The sequence below is a fragment of the Pantoea sp. Taur genome (assembly GCF_009830025.1).
Lineage (GTDB): Bacteria > Pseudomonadota > Gammaproteobacteria > Enterobacterales > Enterobacteriaceae > Pantoea > Pantoea communis.
The window spans coordinates 38,521-53,980 of the sequence record NZ_SZZZ01000019.1 but is presented as its reverse complement, the minus strand read 5'-3'; the positions used below and the strand labels follow the sequence as shown (position 1 = coordinate 53,980).

Annotated in this window: 16 protein-coding genes; 13 read left to right on the top strand and 3 right to left on the bottom strand. The window is 55.6% G+C overall.

The features are described 5' to 3' along the window. Both FD744_RS20600 and FD744_RS20595 read right to left on the bottom strand, forming a co-directional pair. The gene (locus FD744_RS20600; protein ID WP_058962348.1) at positions 1 to 432 is read right to left on the bottom strand and encodes a tripartite tricarboxylate transporter TctB family protein; all 432 of its coding nucleotides are present in this window, start codon (positions 430 to 432) and stop codon (positions 1 to 3) included. An 11-nt stretch (positions 433 to 443) separates the two neighbouring features. Next, positions 444 to 1,421, bottom strand: coding sequence for a tripartite tricarboxylate transporter substrate binding protein (locus FD744_RS20595; protein ID WP_034825134.1), 978 nt, complete (start codon positions 1,419 to 1,421; stop codon positions 444 to 446). A 120-nt stretch (positions 1,422 to 1,541) separates the two neighbouring features. On the opposite strand from FD744_RS20595, the gene tctD reads away from it, so the two are divergent. Together tctD and FD744_RS20585 are read left to right on the top strand one after the other, a co-directional pair. Then, on the top strand, positions 1,542 to 2,213 hold the full coding sequence (gene tctD / locus FD744_RS20590) for a transcriptional regulator TctD (protein WP_097116562.1): 672 nt from the start codon (positions 1,542 to 1,544) through the stop codon (positions 2,211 to 2,213). Beyond that, the gene (locus tag FD744_RS20585) at positions 2,204 to 3,580 is read left to right on the top strand and encodes a sensor histidine kinase (RefSeq protein ID WP_160869159.1); all 1,377 of its coding nucleotides are present in this window, start codon (positions 2,204 to 2,206) and stop codon (positions 3,578 to 3,580) included. Before tctD ends, FD744_RS20585 begins: the two co-directional genes overlap by 10 nt. Here FD744_RS20585 and FD744_RS20580 read toward each other — a convergent pair. Beyond that, positions 3,567 to 4,472, bottom strand: coding sequence for a DMT family transporter (locus FD744_RS20580; RefSeq protein ID WP_058962344.1), 906 nt, complete (start codon positions 4,470 to 4,472; stop codon positions 3,567 to 3,569). The two genes, FD744_RS20585 and FD744_RS20580, sit on opposite strands and share 14 nt — an antisense overlap. Positions 4,473 to 4,567: 95 nt before the next feature. Here FD744_RS20580 and FD744_RS20575 point away from each other — a divergent pair, with 95 nt between their 5' ends. The 11 genes from FD744_RS20575 (at position 4,568) to FD744_RS20525 (ending at position 15,368) form a co-directional block, all read left to right on the top strand. Further along, positions 4,568 to 5,347, top strand: coding sequence for a helix-turn-helix domain-containing protein (locus FD744_RS20575; protein WP_160869157.1), 780 nt, complete (start codon positions 4,568 to 4,570; stop codon positions 5,345 to 5,347). A gap of 58 nt (positions 5,348 to 5,405) precedes the next feature. Continuing rightward, positions 5,406 to 6,530: a 4-phosphoerythronate dehydrogenase PdxB gene (gene pdxB / locus FD744_RS20570; RefSeq protein WP_160869155.1), complete on the top strand. Its 1,125-nt coding sequence runs from the start codon at positions 5,406 to 5,408 to the stop codon at positions 6,528 to 6,530. A gap of 102 nt (positions 6,531 to 6,632) precedes the next feature. Beyond that, positions 6,633 to 7,643 (top strand): aspartate-semialdehyde dehydrogenase, encoded by a 1,011-nt coding sequence (locus tag FD744_RS20565; RefSeq protein ID WP_058962341.1) that lies wholly within the window; start codon positions 6,633 to 6,635, stop codon positions 7,641 to 7,643. After that, complete coding sequence (gene truA / locus FD744_RS20560; protein ID WP_160869153.1) at positions 7,643 to 8,449, top strand: tRNA pseudouridine(38-40) synthase TruA; 807 nt, start codon at positions 7,643 to 7,645, stop codon at positions 8,447 to 8,449. Before FD744_RS20565 ends, truA begins: the two co-directional genes overlap by 1 nt. A 36-nt stretch (positions 8,450 to 8,485) precedes the next feature. Continuing rightward, entirely contained in the window at positions 8,486 to 9,148 is a 663-nt protein-coding gene (locus FD744_RS20555; protein WP_034825120.1) for a DedA family protein, read from the top strand. A gap of 132 nt (positions 9,149 to 9,280) precedes the next feature. Next, on the top strand, positions 9,281 to 10,189 hold the full coding sequence (gene accD, locus FD744_RS20550) for an acetyl-CoA carboxylase, carboxyltransferase subunit beta (protein ID WP_034825118.1): 909 nt from the start codon (positions 9,281 to 9,283) through the stop codon (positions 10,187 to 10,189). 189 nt (positions 10,190 to 10,378) lie between these two features. Beyond that, positions 10,379 to 11,647 (top strand): bifunctional tetrahydrofolate synthase/dihydrofolate synthase, encoded by a 1,269-nt coding sequence (gene folC, locus FD744_RS20545; RefSeq protein WP_160869151.1) that lies wholly within the window; start codon positions 10,379 to 10,381, stop codon positions 11,645 to 11,647. Continuing rightward, positions 11,637 to 12,392, top strand: coding sequence for a cell division protein DedD (gene dedD, locus FD744_RS20540; RefSeq protein WP_160869149.1), 756 nt, complete (start codon positions 11,637 to 11,639; stop codon positions 12,390 to 12,392). Before folC ends, dedD begins: the two co-directional genes overlap by 11 nt. 251 nt (positions 12,393 to 12,643) lie before the next feature. Then, positions 12,644 to 13,129, top strand: a complete 486-nt coding sequence (gene cvpA / locus FD744_RS20535) for a colicin V production protein (RefSeq protein WP_034825265.1) — start codon at positions 12,644 to 12,646, stop codon at positions 13,127 to 13,129. A 36-nt stretch (positions 13,130 to 13,165) separates the two neighbouring features. Further along, the gene (gene purF / locus FD744_RS20530) at positions 13,166 to 14,683 is read left to right on the top strand and encodes an amidophosphoribosyltransferase (protein WP_034825114.1); all 1,518 of its coding nucleotides are present in this window, start codon (positions 13,166 to 13,168) and stop codon (positions 14,681 to 14,683) included. Between the two features lie 115 nt (positions 14,684 to 14,798). Then, positions 14,799 to 15,368, top strand: coding sequence for a UbiX family flavin prenyltransferase (locus FD744_RS20525; RefSeq protein WP_160869147.1), 570 nt, complete (start codon positions 14,799 to 14,801; stop codon positions 15,366 to 15,368). Positions 15,369 to 15,460 lie beyond the last annotated feature (92 nt).

The following is a 15,460-nucleotide window of genomic DNA, read 5'->3' as shown; positions in this document are numbered from 1 at the left end:
TTAATTGAACCAGCTGCCGACGGGCAAGGTGACATCGAGCAGGCGGTCAAAGGCATAAAACAGTGCTATGCCCATCACCACACCGGACACCGCAGCCGCCCACCAGCGCGCGCCAAACAACAGCCCAATGCCAAAGGTCAGCAGCGTGGTGCATGCAGCAAAACCCAGACGCTCAAACAGCCAGCCATATACCATCAGCATGACGCACATCAGCACTAACTTTTTCAGTGTGGTGGCGGAAGGCCACTGCACCAGATCGGGTTTGCGCAGTAACATCATCACGGCGCAAATCGCCATTAATCCCAGCAGCAGCATCGGGAAAGGGCGTGGGCCGACCGGTTCATAGCTGTATTCACTCTGGATTTGCCAGGCAATAAACAACCCGGCAATGCACAGCAGCAGCCAGATACCGGCGAAGATACGATCGCTCATCATCGACTCCGTTATTTGGCCAGGCCAAAGGATTTGGCTTTTTCGCGATAATCAGCCACCTGTTTTTTCACGTAGGCATCCAGCTCGCTGCCGAACATGTTGAATTCAAACAGTCCGCGCATATCTCGCTGTTGCTGGAATTCTTTGGTGGTCACCAACTTTTTGAACGCGTCTTCCCACCACTGATATTCCGCGTCAGTCACTTTCGGACCGAGGTAATAGCCGCGAATAATCGGCCATTCGACGTTATAGCCTTGCTCTTTGGCAGTCGGCACACTCGCCAGTTCACCCGGTAAGCGTTTGTCAGACATCACTGCCAGCACGCGTAACTTGCCGGCTTGCAAATGTGGCACCATCTCGCTCATATCCCCGGAGACCACCTGAATATGGTTGCCAAGCAGAGCCGTTACCGGCTCGCCACCGCCCTCAAACGCGACATAGCGCATCTTGCGTGGGTCGATGCCCGCTTCGCGAGCCAGCAGGGCGGTTTTCATCCAGTCCTGACTACCGATCGAAGCACCTGCGCCGACCACCACTTTGGTGGGATCGCTCTTCATGGCTTCCATCAGTTCACCGAGGTTTTTCCATGGGGCGTCATTGCGTACCGCGACGATGCCATAATCGGTGCCGACGGCAGCCAGCCACTTCACGTCACTTTCTGAATAGCGGCCAAACTTGCCCTGAGAGAGATTGAGCAACGAACCGCCGGAGAAGGCCACCAGCGTGCCTGCTTCGGCGGGGCGCTGAGCAATGATGGCGTTGTAAGCCACCGCTCCCACACCGCCGGGCATATAGGTCACGCGCATCGGTTTACTGATTTCGCCGGTTTCCTGCATGGAAACCTGAATCAACTTACAGGTCAGATCAAATCCACCGCCGGGTTTGGCGGGGGCGATACATTCTGTCCGGTCTGGCGCTTCCGCCAGCGCAGAAGAGATCGACAAAGCCACCAGGGTTGAGGCGAGGGCGAGGGGTAAGATTTTTTTCATTATTCGCTCCATTCATGCTTCCAGAGTGTGACAACTGCCGAACATTCGGCGTTGCTGAATTGTTAATGGTGTAACCTTTCATTTACCTTTCAGTGCTCGGGAAAAGTATCAGGATGTGATATGCGTCTCTTACTGGTGGAAGATACGGTTGACCTGGCTAGCTGGCTGCAAAAAGCGCTGACACAGAAAGGTTTTGCCGTGGATTGGGTCGCGGATGGCCTGGCGGCAGACCATGTGTTGCAGAGCGAAGACTATGCGGTGGTGGTGCTGGATGTATCGCTGCCACGGCTGGATGGTCTGGCGGTGCTGGCGCGTTTGCGTAAGCGTGGGCAAACCACGCCGGTATTATTGCTCACGGCCAAAAGTGCACTGGAACAGCGCGTGCAGGGCCTCAATGCGGGCGCGGACGACTATCTAACTAAACCCTTTGAACTGGATGAGCTGGAAGCGCGCCTGCGGGCGTTGTTGCGTCGCAGCCAGGGACAGACCGCGCAATCGCAGACCGTGGGCCAGCTGGAACGCGACGGCGAAGGCTATTTTCTGCTGAATCATAAACCGTTGATGCTCACCCCGCGTGAAGCCAGCGTGCTCTCGACTTTGATGCAACGCCCTGGACGTCCGGTGTCACGCCAGCATCTTTATGAACAGACCTTTACCTTAACCGATGAAGCCAGCCTGGAAAGCATTGAGCTGTATGTGCATCGGGTGCGGAAAAAGCTGCAGGGCAGCGATGTCGCGATCGTGACGCTACGTGGGCTGGGATACAGTCTGGAGTGCCAGCCGTGCGCCTGAGCCATTCGCTGCGTGGTGAACTGTTGCTGTGGCTGGGCGCTCCGTTGATGCTGCTGTGGGGGTTGTCGGTTTATACCCATTACCAGAGTGCGCTGCAGGCGGCGAATCAAGCCTACGATCGCTCACTTCTCGCCTCGGCCCGCACGGTGGCGGAAAGGCTGGTGGTACGGCAAAACCATCTTGAAGTGGACGTGCCTTGGGTGGTGCTCGACAGTTTTGAGCGCAACATGAACGATCAGCTGTTCTATCAGGTGATCTCGCCGCAAGGCAAAACCCTTTCAGGTTACCCCGATCTGCCCCCTTTACCGCGCAACGCGCCGCTTTCTGAAGCCTATCCCGCATTAGTCCACTTTTACGATGGCAGCTACCGTAAGCAGCCGATTCGGATTGCGGCGTTATGGCAACCGGTAAACGAGCAGGGCGTAGAGGGCATGGCACTAGTTCTGGTGGCGGAAACCCTGAACTCTCGCCATGGGTTTGCGGAAGGATTATTGCGCACCGCGTTGATCAGTCAAAGCTTTCTGGTGTTGATTACCTTGCTGTTAGCCAGCCTGTTATTACGCAAAGTGTTGCGGCCGCTGCGCCGATTATCGCGCATCATGCTACGACGTGCGCCAGGTGAGTTGACGCCTTTGCCGTCGCTATTGCCCTGGTCGGAATTGCAGCCGTTAATTATTGCCTTTAATCGACATCTGGAACGACTGCGCGGTTTGCTGGCACGACAGGAACGTTTTAGTGCCGACGTTTCACACCAATTACGTACACCGCTCACTATTTTAAAAACACAGGTTGGCGTTGCGCTCAACAGTGATGATCCTGCGCAGTGGCGGGAAAGTTTGCTTGGCATGCGCCATACGCTCAACGATACGGTGCAACTCACCGATCGGTTATTACAATTGGCACAAATTAAAGCCCGGCACGGTGAGGACAAGCCTTTTTCTCGGGTCAGTTTGAATGAAATTGTGGAACAGGCATGTTTCAGCAGCTATGCCGGCGCGCGCCACAAACACATCGATCTGGGATTTGAAGGCGACATTCCCTGTGTGGTGCAAGGCGATGGCTTATTACTGGCCGAACTCTGTGCCAACCTGCTGGACAATGCGATTAAATACACGCCAGAAGGCGGGATCGTCACGGCGCGATTGCGGGAGAAACAGCTGGAAATTGAGGACAGCGGGCCGGGCATTAGTGCGGCACAACAGCATCAGGCATTGCAGCCGTTTGGTCGCCTGGATAATGCCAGCCAGCCCGGTGCGGGCATCGGGCTGGCGCTGGTCAAAGATATTTGTGCCTGGCACGGTGCGCAGTTGCTGCTGGATCGCAGCCCGCAACTGGGCGGGCTGCGCATCATCATCAGCTTTCGCTGAGCTGAACGGTGCGTTCACGTGGCTTGCGCAGCGGTGTTTTCAACCGTTGCGCCAGAATCACCCCCACCAACGTCATGCCGCCGCCAATCCAGTGATAGGCGTGCAGTTGCTCATGCAGGAACAGCACGGCAATGATGGCGGTAAACGCGGGCACAAAATTCATAAAAATGGTGGTGGTACTGGCACCGAGACGTTGCACACCAAGGATCCACAAGAACGGCGCGATAATGGACGCGAACAGCCCGGCAAACAGCACCAGCGGAATGTTATGCAAGTTCAGCGTGACGTCCGGTGCGCGCAAGAATCCAGGCAGTAACAGCAACACACCAAAGAAAATCTGCACGTACAGGCTCTGCCAGGTCGGCAGAGGGATCGCCCAGCGTTTGGTCAGCACACCGTAAAGCGCATACGAGGTGGAAGCCGCCAGCATCATCAACTCGCCGTTGCCCAGACGCTGATTCAGCAACTGAGCGGGATTCCCTTCACTCACCAACCATACCAAACCGGCAAAGGACAACAGGCCGCCGATCAAAATGCCGCGCGTTGGCGCAAGGCGTAAAACGAACAGGCTGAGCAGAATGGTCAGTAGCGGAATCGTGGCACCCAAGATACCCATCATCACCGCCGACACGCTGTGGGCGGCATAGTAGGCGAGACTCTGATAAAGCACCATGCCCAACAGGCCGAGGATCAATAATCGCCACAGATTGGCCTTCACGGCATGGCGATGGCGCCACACGCCGGGCAGGCTGAAGGGGGCCAGCACGATGAGCGCCAGCAGCCAGCGATAAAAGGAGATGGCGGCAGGATCGATGCTCCCGGCAGAGAGTTTGCTGACAATGGTGTTGATCGACCAGATCATCACCGCAATCAACGGAAACAGTAAATTCATCGTACGACTCCTGAGTTTAATCGCGAATAGTTTACATTTGACCGGTTTTATTCAGATAGTTAAAATCGGACAATATTCGTTAGTGACCGGACAGAATGAATTTACAGATCGAGTATCAGCCGCCGATTGATGCGCCGCTACTGCGCTATTTTATGCGCTACGAGCAGGCTAACGCGAAAACTGAATATCTCCCGCATCTGCACAGTTGGGGTCAGGTGATTTTTGTCACCAGCCACGTGCTGGAGATGGAAGTGGAGGGGGAACGGTTATTAACGCCCGCTGATATGCCGATCTGGATCCCGCCAGAACAGCGCCACAGCAGCTATAACCATTGCCATGCCCAGTTCCGCACCTTCAATCTCGCGGCCGATCTCTGTGCGGGGATGCCCGACAATGCCTGTTTACTGCACGTTGATGCGATTGTGCACGCTATCATGAATGATTTTGCACAGCGTGAGTTGGAGCAGCCTCAAACGGAAGCGGACTGGCGACTGTGTGAAGTCTTGATTGATCGTCTGCGCCAGGCACCGGTGCACACCAGCTATTTGCCCTTGTCGGACGACAAATTTCTCGCGCCCATTTTGCGCGCGCTGGAAGAAAATCCCGGCGATAACACCACGCTGGCACAATGGGCGAAGCGTGTGTTCACCACCGAGCGTACGCTGGCGCGACGTTGTCAGCAGCAGTTGAAGATGTCTTTCAGCGAATGGCGGCAGCGTTTACGGTTTTTGCGTGCCATTGCGCTGCTGGAGCAGGGTTGCAGCGTGCAGGGCATTGCACACGAACTGGGTTATAGCTCGTCGTCGGCGCTGATTGTGATGTTCCAGCAGCAGGCCGGCACCACGCCGGATCGCTATCGCAGCCGGTTAGGTTAATCCCCAGCTTTATGTAAGAATACGCGCCTCAAACGCCTCAGCAGACAGGACCGCCGCAGTGAAAATTCTCGTCGATGAAAACATGCCTTACGCTCGTGAACTCTTCAGTCGCACCGGTGAAGTATTGGCCGTGCCGGGACGTCCGTTACCCGAAGCAGAGTTGCAGGATGCCAGCGGACTGATGGTGCGCTCGGTGACTAAAGTGAATGCGGCGCTGCTGGCCGGTACGCCAGTGAAATTTGTCGGTACCGCGACTGCAGGCACTGACCATGTCGATGATGCATCGCTTGCAGCCGCCGGCATTGCCTTCTCGGCGGCACCGGGCTGTAACGCGATTGCGGTGGTGGAGTATGTCTTCTCCTCCTTACTGCTGCTGGCCGAACGCGATGGTTTTGAACTGCGCGATCGTACCGTAGGTATTGTCGGTGTGGGCAATGTGGGGGGGCGTTTGCAAAAACGTCTTGAAGCCTGGGGGGTGAAAACCTTGCTGTGCGATCCGCCGCGTGCGGATCGTGGCGATCAGGAAGCGTTCCACACGCTGGATGAGCTGGTGGCGCAGGCCGATATTCTGACCTTCCATACGCCGCTATTTAAAGACGGCCCCTATAAAAGCTGGCACCTGGCCGATATGGCACTGCTGATGGCACTCCAACCCAACACCATTCTGATCAATGCCTGCCGTGGCCCGGTGGTGGATAACGCCGCGCTGCTTGAAGTGTTGAAAATGCGCAGCGACCTCAGCGTGGTGCTGGATGTGTGGGAGCCGGAGCCGGATCTGAACCTCGATCTGCTGGACAAAGTGGATATCGCCACGGCACATATTGCGGGCTATACGCTGGAAGGCAAGGCGCGTGGCACCACTCAGGTATTCGAAGCCTGGTGCGCGTTTATCGGCCAGCCGCAACAGGTCGCGCTGGAGTCTCTGTTGCCTGCACCGGAATTTGGCACCATTACGCTGCACGGCAAGCTCGATCAGCCAACGCTGAAACGACTGGTGCACCTGGTGTATGATGTGCGCCGCGACGATGCGCCACTGCGAAAAGTGGCTGCCAAACCGGGCGAATTTGATCGCCTGCGCAAGCAGTATGAAGAGCGTCGTGAATGGTCATCACTGCAGGTGAAATGTGATGATGCCGATAGCGCCGCGATGCTGGAAAAGCTCGGTTTCCGCGCCAGTTTGTAAAGTTAAATCAATCCCCTGCGTTTTCGCGCGGGAAAAGTCTTAAATGTCAGGCGGTGTCATCACCGCCTTCTGTTTTTATGTCATTGTCTGGAGTAAACCAACATGTCTGACGGCTGGAATATTGCGCTATTGGGCGCAACAGGCGCAGTAGGGAACGCTGTACTGGAATTGCTGGCAGAACGCCAGTTCCCGGTTGGTGAATTGTATCTGCTGGCGAGCGAAAACAGCGCCGGTGAAAGTGTGCGTTTTGATGGTCGCACCCTGCGCGTGCAGGATGCGGCTGAATTTGACTGGACGCAGGCGCAGCTGGCGTTTTTCGCTGCCGGACGTGAAGCTTCCGCGCGTTACGCGGATGAAGCCGCGAGCCAGGGTTGCCTGGTGATCGACAGCAGCGATCTGTTCGCGCTGGAGCCGGATGTCCCGCTGGTGGTGCCTGATGTGAACCCGCAGGTGCTGGCCGATTATCGCAATCGCAATATCGTGACGGTGGCCGATGCGCTGGTAAGCCAGCTGTTAAGCGCTATCAAACCGCTGGTGGATACGGCGGGGTTAAGCCGTTTGCAGGTGACCAATCTGATGTCGGTTTCCAGCCACGGTAAAGCGGCAGTGGATGGCCTGGCGGGCGAAAGTGCACGTTTGCTGAATGGTGTACCGGCAGATGAGCACTATTTTGGTCGTCAACTGGCGTTCAACCTGTTGCCGCAGTTAGCGGATAGCCATGGCAGCGTGGAGAGTGAACGTCGTCTGGTGGATCAGGTGCGCAAAGTGCTGCAGGACGAAGGCTTGCCAATTGCCGTCAGCAGCGTGCAGGCGCCAGTGTTTTACGGCAACACGCAGATTGTGCATGTCGAAAATTTACGTCCGCTGTCAGCCGAAGAAGCGCGAGATGAACTGGCGCGTGCTGATGACATCAACCTCAGTGAAGACGGTGAATATCCGACGCCCGTCAGCGATGCATCAGGCAATGATGCGCTGAGCATTGGCAATGTGCGTAATGATTACGGTCTCCCTGAGCTGCTGCAATTCTGGTCCGTGGCTGACAACGTTCGTTTCGGCGGCGCACTGATGGCGGTAAAAACCGCTGAGAAATTGGTGCAGGAGTACTTCTATTAATGTTGTCTGAAGAAACGACATTTAAGCTGGCGTTAGGCATTGAGTACGACGGCAGCCGTTACTACGGCTGGCAGCGACAGAATGAAGTGCGCAGCGTGCAGGAAAAGCTGGAAAAAGCGCTGTCGAAAGTGGCGAATCACCCGGTAGTGGTGTTCTGCGCCGGACGCACGGATGCCGGTGTGCACGGTACCGGGCAAGTGGTGCATTTTGAAACCACCTCACAACGTGCGGACAGCGCCTGGACGCTGGGTGTTAACGCCAATTTACCTGACGACATCGCCGTACGTTGGGTGAAAGCGGTGCCGGATGAATTCCATGCCCGCTTTAGCGCCACCGCGCGTCGTTACCGCTATGTGATTTTCAATCAGCGGCTGCGACCGGCGATTCTTGGCAACGGCATCACCCATTTTTATCATCCGCTGGATGTCGAGAAAATGCAGCGTGCCGGTCAGTGTTTAATTGGCGAGAACGACTTTACCTCGTTCCGTGCGGTGCAGTGCCAGTCGCGCACGCCGTGGCGCAACGTGATGCACCTTAACGTCACACGTTACGGACCTTATGTGATTGTCGATATCAAAGCCAACGCGTTCGTGCACCACATGGTGCGCAATATTGTCGGCAGCCTGATGGAAATTGGCTGCGGCAACCAGCCGGAAAGCTGGATGGCTGAGTTGCTGGCGGCAAAAGATCGTACTCTGGCGGCAGCGACCGCTAAAGCCGAGGGGTTGTATTTGGTGGCGGTGGATTACCCATCTCACTTTGCGTTACCTCAGCCTGCGTTGGGACCGTTGTTCCTCGCAGATTAATTTAAATGAGTAAGGATGTTTGGGAGCCGGAACATTATGGAATTCATCCACTTTTTGATCGACTTTATTCTCCATATTGATGTGCATTTAGCCGAACTGGTGGCGCAGTACGGCGTCTGGATTTACGCCATTCTGTTCCTGATCCTGTTCTGCGAAACCGGCCTGGTGGTCACACCGTTCCTGCCTGGGGATTCGTTACTGTTTGTTGCTGGCGCGCTGGCGGCACTGCCAGGTAACGATCTCAACGTGCATTTAATGGTCACGCTGCTGGTGATTGCTGCCATCCTCGGCGATGCGGTGAACTACACTATTGGTCGGTTGTTCGGTGAGAAGCTGTTCAGCAATCCGAACTCGAAAATTTTCCGTCGCAGCTATCTGGATAAGACCCACGCCTTCTACGATCGCCACGGTGGCAAAACCATTATACTTGCGCGCTTTGTACCAATCGTGCGAACCTTTGCCCCCTTTGTGGCGGGGATGGGACACATGTCTTATCGCCACTTTGCGCTCTTCAACGTGACGGGCGCACTGCTGTGGGTGCTGTTGTTCTCCTATGCCGGTTACCTGTTTGGTGATTTGCCGGTGGTACAGGAGAACCTAAAACTGCTGATTGTTGGCATCATTGTGGTCTCAATTTTGCCAGGCGTGATTGAAGTATGGCGCCATCGCCGTCAGGCACGTCAGCAGAAGCCACAGTAAGGCTGTCACCAGATTTTTATCCACAGCGTGAACGGGTTGTGGTTTAATGAGCGACATTTACGGCCTGCTGAAGGTGATTTCAGCAGTCACAAGAAGACTGGACCAGGTCAGCATTAAACAGAAAGGTCATCAATGAGCTGGATTGAACGCATACTGAATAAAAGCACCACCACGCCAACGCGCAAAGCCAGTATCCCGGAAGGGGTCTGGACCAAATGCGATAGCTGTGGTCAGGTGCTGTACCGCGCCGAACTGGAGCGTAACCTTGAGGTCTGCCCGAAGTGCGACCACCACATGCGCATGCACGCCCGTGAGCGTCTGCACACCATGCTGGATGAAGGTTCTCTGGTTGAATTAGGCAGCGAGCTGGAACCGAAGGATCTGCTCAAGTTCCGCGATTCTAAGAAGTACAAAGATCGTCTGGTTGCCGCACAGAAAGACACCGGTGAGAAAGATGCTCTGATCGCCATGAAAGGCACCCTGCACGGTATGCCAGTAGTGGCGGTGGCTTTTGAGTTCTCCTTTATGGGCGGCTCAATGGGTTCTGTGGTTGGCGCGCGCTTTGTGCGTGGCGTTGAGCAGGCACTGGAAGATAACTGCCCGCTGATCTGCTTCTCTGCCAGTGGCGGTGCCCGTATGCAGGAAGCGTTACAGTCGCTTATGCAGATGGCAAAAACCAGCGCAGCGCTGGCGAAAATGCAGGAGCGCGGCTTGCCGTACATCTCCGTGCTGACTGACCCAACCATGGGCGGTGTGTCTGCCAGCTTCGCGATGCTGGGCGATTTGAACGTCGCTGAACCGAAAGCGCTGATTGGCTTTGCCGGTCCACGCGTTATCGAACAGACCGTGCGTGAAAAACTGCCACCGGGCTTCCAGCGCAGTGAATTCCTGATCGAAAAAGGCGCGATCGACATGATCATCCGTCGTCCGGAAATGCGCTTTAAGCTGGCCAGCCTGCTGGCGAAAATGATGAACCTGCCAGCGCCGCTGCAGGATGGTGATCAGCCTTCCACGGCTGTGCCAGAGAGCAACGAGGCCTGACAGGCAACGAAAAGCGGTGGTTAAACGCTTTTCACCAATGAACCGTAAACACCCAGTCATTCGAGTTGCAGCAAGGCGGCAAACGAATGAATCCCCGGCAGCTTACCCAGTAAGGGATCGGGGGTGATTGAGTGCAGCCCACGCCGCTGCGGCTTGAATGACGATGTGTAAGATGAGTAAACGGGACACATGGACACTCTGCAGCTTCCTCAAGCCACGTCGCCTTTGGCCACGTGGCTTCATTATCTTGAACACCTGCATTCTCAGGCCATCGAATTGGGCCTGGATCGTATTCAACGCGTCGCCGCACGCCTTGATCTGCTAAAACCCGCTCCGTTTATCTTCACCGTTGCCGGTACCAATGGCAAAGGCACCACCTGCCGCACGCTGGAAACGCTGTTGATGGCCGCAGGCTATCGCGTGGGCGTGTATAGCTCGCCGCATCTGGTGCGCTACACCGAGCGCGTCCGCATTCAGGGCGCAGAACTGGACGAAGCGCTGCACAGCGCCAGTTTCGCCAGCATTGAAGCCGGGCGCGGTGATATCTCTCTGACCTATTTTGAATTCGGTACGATCTCGGCACTGAATCTGTTCCGTGACGCCAATCTTGATGTGGTGATCCTTGAAGTGGGACTGGGTGGACGCCTTGATGCCACCAACATCGTGGATGCGGATGTGGCGGTGATCACCAGCATCGCGCTCGATCACACCGATTGGCTGGGGCCGGATCGCGAAAGCATTGGTCGCGAAAAAGCCGGCGTGTTCCGTGGTGGCAAACCTGCAGTCGTCGGTGAAGCCGATATGCCGCACACCATCGCCGAAGTGGCGGCAGAGAAGGGCGCGCAACTGCTGCAAATCAACCGCGACTGGCAGTGGCAGAAACAGGAAAACAGCTGGACGTTACAGGATGGACACGGTGAGCTGCACGACCTGCCGTTGCCGCAGGTGCCGTTGCCCAATGCGGCGACCGCGATCACCGCGCTGCGCGCATCAGGACTCAATGTCAGCGAAGCGGTGATCCGCGAACACCTGCCTCTGGCGATTCTGCCCGGACGTTTCCAGACGGTGAGCGAATCACCACGCGTGATTCTCGATGTGGCGCACAATCCGCATGCGGCGCATTATCTGGCTTCACGTCTGGCGGAGTTGCCGAAAAGCGGTAAAGTGCATGCAGTGGTCGGCATGTTGCATGACAAGGACATCGCGGGGACGCTGGCCGCGCTGGCACCGCAGGTGGATCGCTGGTTCTGTGCACCGCTTGACGGTCCGCGTGGCGCCACCGCCGATGAGCTGATCGCCCACCTTGAAGGTGGCAATGCGTATGATAACGTCGATGCAGCATGGCAGGCCGCGCGTCAGCAAGCCGCGCCTGAGGATGTGATTCTGGTGTGTGGTTCTTTCCACACCGTTGCACAGGTTATGGAATCGATGTCAGCGGAGAATGGCAGTGGCAAGTAAGTTTCAAAATCGCTTAGTCGGTACCGTCATTTTGGTGGCGATTGGCGTCATCGTGCTGCCGGGGCTGCTCGACGGCAAGAAAAAGCATTACAAAGAAGAGTTCGCGGCGATTCCGCTGGTGCCAAAGCCGGACGATCAGCAGGATAGCGAAATGGTGCCGCCGGTGACGCAACCGCTCCCGGCGCAGCCGCCGGAAGGGGCGAGCACGGCGCAAACCCCGGATAACGGTAAAGCCAGCAGCTCGGCCAGCAATGGCAATGCGCAACCGGTGCAGAACAGCGAGCCTACGCTGGTGACACCGCCGCCGGTGCATCAGCAGACGAAGCCGGTTGAGCAGCCGAAGCCAAAAGTGGTCGAGCAGCCCAAACCTAAGCCGGTTGAACAGCCGAAGCCAAAACCGGTCGAACAACCGAAGCCCAAGGTGGTAGAACAACCGAAACCGGTTGAGCAGCCAAAAGCGGTCGAAACACCGAAACAGAGTGAACCGGAAGCGGCTCCTGCGGGGCAGGCGTTTGTGGTTCAGCTGGGTGCGCTAAAGAACGCGGCCAAGGTCAGTGAGATTGTGGCGCAACTGCGTCTGTCAGGATATCGTGCCTTTACCGTGCCATCCACGCCGGTGCAGGGACAAATCACGCGCATTTATGTGGGGCCGGATGCCTCAAAAGCGAAGCTGCAGAGTTCGCTGAGTGAGCTACAAAGCATCTCCGGGCTCGGTGGCGTGGTGAAACCGTACGGCACGCGTTAATGCTGTGATAAGCCGCGCCGATAGCAGTAAAAGGCGCAGTATAGCACAAGCGGTTAAGCGAAAATGTTGTGGTAAAGTTTTTTTATATCAGTGAGTTAAATTGCTGATTTTACTCAGGGCGAGGAAAGTTTTTTTCATCGCCCTTTTTATGGATACAGAACCGGAAAACCCTACGCAAACGTTTTCTTTTTCTGTTAGAATGCGCCCCGAACTGGATGCAGGGGTGCATAAGCACTGGGTTGGAAGCGTTCATGATCTGGATTGATTACGTCATTATTGCGGTAGTTGGTTTTTCGGCTCTGGTCAGCCTGATTCGTGGGTTTGTCCGGGAAGCCTTATCTCTCGTTACCTGGGGATGCGCGTTTTTTGTCGCCAGTCATTACTACACCTACCTTGCAGTCTGGTTTACAGGTTTTGACGACGAACTGGTTCGCAACGGCATCGCGATAGCGGTGTTATTCGTTGCCACTCTGATTGTGGGTGCCATCGTGAACTATGTGATCGGCTCGCTGGTGGAAAAAACCGGCTTGTCGGGAACCGACAGGGTGTTGGGGGTCTGTTTCGGGGCGTTGCGTGGCGTGCTGATTGTTTCCGCTATGCTCTTCTTCCTCGATACATTCACCGGCTTTTCCAAAAGCCCGGACTGGCAACAGTCGCAACTCATTCCCCAGTTCAGTTACATCATCAGGTGGTTTTTCGATTACCTGAAAAGCACGTCCAGTTTTATACCCCGGTAACGCCACCGGGAGTGCGGCCAATGAGGAAATGACAACATGTGCGGTATTGTTGGTATCACCGGTTTTATGCCAGTAAACCAGTCGATCTATGACGCGTTAACGGTGCTGCAGCACCGCGGGCAAGATGCCGCCGGCATTTGTACCATCGATGCGCTTAACTGCTTCCGTCTGCGTAAAGCGAATGGCCTGGTGAGCGATGTCTTCGAAGCACGCCACATGCAGCGTTTGCAGGGTAATATCGGGATTGGCCATGTTCGCTATCCAACCGCGGGCAGTTCCAGCGCTTCTGAAGCGCAGCCTTTCTACGTAAACTCCCCGTATGGCATCACGCTGGCGCACAACGGCAACCTGACCAACGCGCACGAACTGCGTAAGCATCTGTTCGAAGTGGGTCGCCGTCACGTTAACACCACCTCTGATTCTGAAATCCTGCTGAACATCTTTGCGCAGGAGCTCGACCGTTTCCAGCATGACCCGCTGGAAGCTGACAACATTTTTGCTGCGGTAGCGGCAGTGCACCAACAGGTGCGCGGCGCTTACGCAGTGGTTTCGATGATTATTGGCCATGGCTTAGTTGCGTTCCGCGATCCGAACGGGATTCGCCCATTAGTGCTGGGTAAACGCGTGATTGCTGATGGTCGCACCGAATATATGGTGGCGTCAGAAAGCGTGGCACTGGATACTTTAGGCTTCGAGTTCATCCGCGATGTGGCGCCTGGTGAAGCGGTGTACATCACCGAGCAGGGCCAGCTCTCCACGCGCCAGTGTGCTGAGAATCCCAAAACCAACCCTTGCCTGTTCGAATATGTCTACTTTGCGCGTCCAGACTCCTTCCTTGATAAGGTGTCGGTCTACAGCGCACGTGTGCGTATGGGCACCAAACTCGGTCAGAAAATTGCCCGCGAATGGGAAGATCTGGATATCGATGTGGTGATTCCTATCCCGGAAACCTCCACGGATGCCGCGCTGGAAATCGCCCGTATTCTCGACAAGCCATATCGTCAGGGCTTCGTGAAAAACCGCTATGTGGGCCGCACCTTTATCATGCCAGGCCAGCATATGCGTCGTAGCGCGATTCGCCGCAAACTGAACGCCAACCGTGCTGAGTTCCGTGATAAGAACGTGCTGCTGGTTGACGACTCCATCGTGCGTGGCACCACGTCTGAGCAGATCATTGAAATGGCGCGCGAAGCCGGTGCAAAACGTGTTTACCTGGCGTCTGCCGCACCGGAAATTCGTTTCCCGAATGTCTACGGTATTGATATGCCGAGCGCTACCGAACTGATCGCGCATGGTCGTGAAGTGGAAGAAATTCGTCAGCTGATCAAAGCCGATGCGCTGATCTTCCAGGACCTCGATGATCTGATCGAAGCAGTACGTGAAGAGAACCCGGATATCGCACAGTTTGAGTGCTCGGTATTCAACGGCGTTTACGTCACCAAAGATGTCGACCAGCAGTACCTCGAGTATTTGCAGTCACTGCGTAATGACGATGCGAAAGCGATTCAGCGTCAGAACGAAGTGGAAGGTCTGGAGCTGCATAACGAAGGCTAACCGCCTCGTGGTGCTCATCTTTAACAGGGCGGGGGAGACTCCGCCCTGTTTGTTTTTGTATTTTTGCTCAGTGAGCGGCTATCATTGCCGCAATCTGAACGGGCAGGGCTGAATAATGAAACGACTGATCATTGGTATTTCCGGCGCCAGTGGCGCGATATACGGTGTGCGATTGTTGCAAGTGCTGCAACCTTTGGCCGATGTGGAAACCCATTTGGTGATCAGTCCGGCTGCGCGTCAGACGTTATCGCTGGAAACGGATTACAGCCTGCGTGATGTGCAAGCACTGGCTGATGTGGTGCATGACGTACGTGATATCGCTGCCAGCATCTCATCAGGTTCCTTCAAGACACTCGGCATGGTGATTTTACCCTGTTCAATGAAAACCCTTTCCGGCATCGTGCACAGCTACAGTGATAGTTTGCTGACGCGCGCCGCCGATGTGGTGCTGAAGGAGCAGCGTAAACTGGTCCTGTGCGTGCGCGAAACGCCGCTGCATCTTGGGCATTTACGCATGATGACCACGGCCGCGGAATTGGGCGCACTGATCATGCCGCCGGTGCCCGCTTTTTATCACTGCCCACAAAAAATTGAAGATCTGGTCGATCAAACCGTCAATCGCGTCATTGATCAATTCGATATTGAGCTGCCGCAAGACCTGTTTACCCGTTGGCATGGCGCATAATGGTGCAATTTTGCACTAACTGTGTGCAATTTCGCGTGCCCGATCACTCTTCGTGCATCTTGTGCACCAAAAGTTAACGATGTCGCTTTTTC